This window comes from Halococcus thailandensis JCM 13552, from assembly GCF_000336715.1.
Lineage (GTDB): Archaea > Halobacteriota > Halobacteria > Halobacteriales > Halococcaceae > Halococcus > Halococcus thailandensis.
Genome location: NZ_AOMF01000024.1, coordinates 1 through 3,183, shown reverse-complemented (window position 1 = coordinate 3,183; position 3,183 = coordinate 1). Strand labels below are relative to the sequence as shown.

Sequence of the window (3,183 nt, the reverse complement as noted above, 5' to 3'; positions counted from 1 at the left end):
TCTTCGTCGGCGACGGCAGGAGCGTCTGGATCTTCCACGTGTTCTTTGGCAAGTTCTCGATATTTCTTCGCGCGTTGTCGTAACCGCTCCATATCGCAAGAGGGCGTCCAATTCACCTGAACTCAGCGATAGAATCGCCGGACAGAACCGGCGATCAACAGAGCAATAATTTGTTTTCCTCGTCTTGCTCCGACTCCTCATTCTGTGGCTGTTGTCCGGCACCGCCTTGCTTGCTGGACAGTGTGTGGGCGTTTTCGTACTGCTTGAGGCGGTTTTCGAGCCCTTCGATTCGCTCGTTCTGGGCAGCGTTTTGCTGGCGAAGAAACACGTTCTCAGCGAGAAGAGCAAGATCTCGCTGGGGAAGGATCGTCCGACCTACAGAACGGATCGCCGGGTCGTTCGACCTCGGCGATCCGTCAGGCCCGGAAAGCACAATTAGCGGCTGTTCGTCCTGCTCTTCCCTGAGAGCTACGGTTTCGACACGACTGTTCCGCTAAACACGTACCCATATTTAATTCTCGGAATGGTGATCGGGGTACTGATTCATGGCGTCGTTCCAGTCGACGTGCTCCAGACCGTCCTCGGATCTGAGAACCCGCTCGCCGTGCCGCTGGCTGCGCTCGCCGGTGCGCCGATCTACGTCAGCCTCAGTGGAATGTTGCCCATTGCCGCTTCCCTCAGCGAACAGGGAATCGCTATCGGAACCGTTCTCGCGTTCGTCGTTGGCGGAGCTGGTGTCAGCATCCCCAACGTGATTCTCCTGAACAAACTCTTCAAGCGCCGGCTGTTGATCGTTTACGCTACCACCGTCGTCGCAATCGGTGTCGTCGTTGGTGTCGTGTTCAATGTCTTCATCGTCTAAGTTGGCCCGCTGGCTCATCAGTCATCCATCTCCATTTCCAACGATACCGTGACAACATCGATTTCGCCGTCCTGATGATCCCGATCACGAGCGACCGGAACCGGCTTCGTATCCGTAGCAGTCTGTTCGGGGCTATTCGAGGGCGGCGACCGCGTCGACGGTGACTGCAGCACCACCGAGTAGTTCGCAGGCTCCAACGGTCGTGCGCGCCGGATATGTGTCTTCGAAGTATCGCTCGTATGTCTCGTTGACCGATTCGTAGGCGTCCATATCGGCAAGATACAGCGTTAGCTGAAGCACGTCGTCCATCCTCTGCCCGCGCTGATTCAGGGTGGTTTCGAGGTTCTGTAAGGCGAGTTCGAGCTGCTGGGCTGGCGATTCGTCGCTTTCGACCCGACCTCCGTGCTCGGGGAGTTGCCCCTCGATGAAACGGAGGTCCGAGTCGCCGGTTTTCCTTCCGTAGCCGCCGATGAACTCCGTCCCATCGCGCTGCCTTCGGCTGCCTTCGCTCGCTCGATCAGGAATCGATTTGCTGACTTGCTCTGATTGCACGCCCTGGTTTAGTATTCGTTCAAGCAAAAAGTCTTTCGCCACGCCCGGAAAGCGATATAAAGGTTCAAAGGTGGTCAGAGAGGGGGTAATTCGCATTAGCATCGAAACGGTTAATTGAGACGGTCGTCAATTGAGTTTTCATGGCAGAAGCGACCGAACGACTCCAGCGATATCTCGAAGACGAACTCGGCGAATGTCGAGACGAGGACGTCGAGCGGCGACTCGACGAACTCGGCACGCTTGAAAAAGCGCTTGGACCGGCACAGGTCGACGCCGAACTCGACGTGCTCGCCGCACTCGCCAACGAGACGCGCTACACGCTCGCTCGTGTACTCGTGGCCGCTGGGGAGGAGCTCTGTGTCTGTGAACTCCAGGCCGTCGTCGACGTGAGCGAAAGCGGGCTGAGTCACGCGCTCTCGGCGCTCGTCGACGCGGGGCTCGCGACCGGACGCAAGGACGGACGATGGAAGAAATATCAAGCTACCAATTGTGCCATCACCCTCGTGACGGTCCTCGACGGGAGCGTGAGCGATGAGTAGCGTCGACCACGAGCATGGCCCGGACTGCGAGTGCGAGAGCTGTGGCGATCCGCGCTCGATGGATTTCCTCGACAAGTATCTCACCGTCTGGATCTTCGGCGCGATGGCGATTGGCGTCGGGCTCGGCTATCTCGCTCCCTCGGTGACCGAACCGATCCAGGACCTCCACCTCGTGGAGATCGGTCTCGTACTGATGATGTACCCGCCGCTGGCGAAGGCCGACTACTCGCAGCTTCGGACGGTGTTCGGCAACTGGCGCGTGCTCGGGCTGAGCCTCATCCAGAACTGGCTCATCGGGCCGACGCTGATGTTCGGGCTCGCGGTCGTGTTCTTCAGCGGGCTCGTCCCCGGCCTGCCGGCCCGTCCCGAGTTCTTCCTCGGTCTCGTTTTCATCGGGATGGCCCGGTGTATCGCGATGGTGCTCGTCTGGAACGAACTCGCCGAGGGCTCGCCCGAATACGTCACCGGATTGGTGGCGTTCAACAGCCTCTTCCAGATCGTCACCTACGGCGTCTACGTCTGGTTCTTCGGACTGTTCCTCCCGCCACTGCTGGGCATGGACTCGCTCGTCGCCGGCATCACGACCTTCGATATCACCCCGATGCAGGTGTTCCAGGCGATCGTGGTCTTCCTCGGCATCCCCTTCGTCGGCGGCTTTCTGACTCGCTACGTCGGCACGCGCGTCAAGAGCGAGGAGTGGTACGACGATGAGTTCGTCCCGAAGATCGACCCGCTGACGCTGGTCGCGCTGCTGTTCACGGTCATCGTGATGTTCGCCACGCAGGGCCAGAGCATCGTCGCTCAGCCGGGCGACGTCCTGCTGATCGCCGTGCCGCTGACGATCTATTTCGTGGTGATGTTCTTCGTGAGCTTCGGCATGGGGAAAGGCATCGGCGCGGATTACTCGACGACGACCGCGATCGGCTTCACCGCGGCCTCGAACAATTTCGAACTGGCCATCGCGGTCGCGGTCGCCGTGTTCGGCGTCGGCTCCGGCGTCGCCTTCACCACCGTCGTCGGCCCGCTCATCGAGGTTCCCGTGCTCCTCGCGCTGGTCAACGTCGCACTCTACTTCCAGCGCAAACTCGACTGGAGTGGGACTGGGACTGGTAGCCTCGACACATCCGCTTCAGAGCCGACAACTGACGACTAATTCCCGCACGAACCAAAGCCAATGTCCACCACTACTGATACAGCTGACCCGCTGTCTCTTATACACATCTCTGAGCG

The 3,183-nt window shown here is 59.6% G+C and carries 3 protein-coding genes and 2 pseudogenes; 3 read left to right on the top strand and 2 right to left on the bottom strand.

Annotated elements, in window-relative coordinates:
* Window positions 1–172: 172 nt before the first annotated feature.
* Window positions 173–433, bottom strand: a pseudogene (locus tag C451_RS24460) (IS66 family transposase); the annotation flags it as partial.
* A 60-nt stretch (window positions 434–493) separates the two neighbouring features.
* Between C451_RS24460 and C451_RS01040 the strand changes: the two are divergent.
* Window positions 494–862 (top strand): annotated as a pseudogene (locus C451_RS01040) (permease); the annotation flags it as partial.
* Between the two features lie 132 nt (window positions 863–994).
* On the opposite strand, the gene C451_RS01035 reads toward C451_RS01040, so the two are convergent.
* On the bottom strand, window positions 995–1,414 hold the full coding sequence (locus C451_RS01035) for a RidA family protein (protein ID WP_007736707.1): 420 nt from the start codon (window positions 1,412–1,414) through the stop codon (window positions 995–997).
* A 140-nt stretch (window positions 1,415–1,554) separates the two neighbouring features.
* Here C451_RS01035 and C451_RS01030 point away from each other — a divergent pair, with 140 nt between their 5' ends.
* Together C451_RS01030 and arsB are read left to right on the top strand one after the other, a co-directional pair.
* Window positions 1,555–1,953, top strand: a complete 399-nt coding sequence (locus C451_RS01030) for an ArsR/SmtB family transcription factor (RefSeq protein ID WP_007736706.1) — start codon at window positions 1,555–1,557, stop codon at window positions 1,951–1,953.
* Window positions 1,946–3,106, top strand: a complete 1,161-nt coding sequence (arsB, locus tag C451_RS01025; RefSeq protein ID WP_007736705.1) for an ACR3 family arsenite efflux transporter — start codon at window positions 1,946–1,948, stop codon at window positions 3,104–3,106. The genes C451_RS01030 and arsB overlap by 8 nt, the downstream gene beginning before the upstream one ends.
* The last annotated feature ends 77 nt before the right edge of the window (window positions 3,107–3,183 follow it).

Bases quoted from the DNA above. Each gene is read 5' to 3' on its own strand.
- C451_RS01030 (WP_007736706.1), top strand. From the start codon at position 1,555: ATGGCAGAAGCGACCGAACGACTCCAGCGATATCTCGAAGACGAACTC.
- arsB (WP_007736705.1), top strand. From the start codon at position 1,946: ATGAGTAGCGTCGACCACGAGCATGGCCCGGACTGCGAGTGCGAGAGC.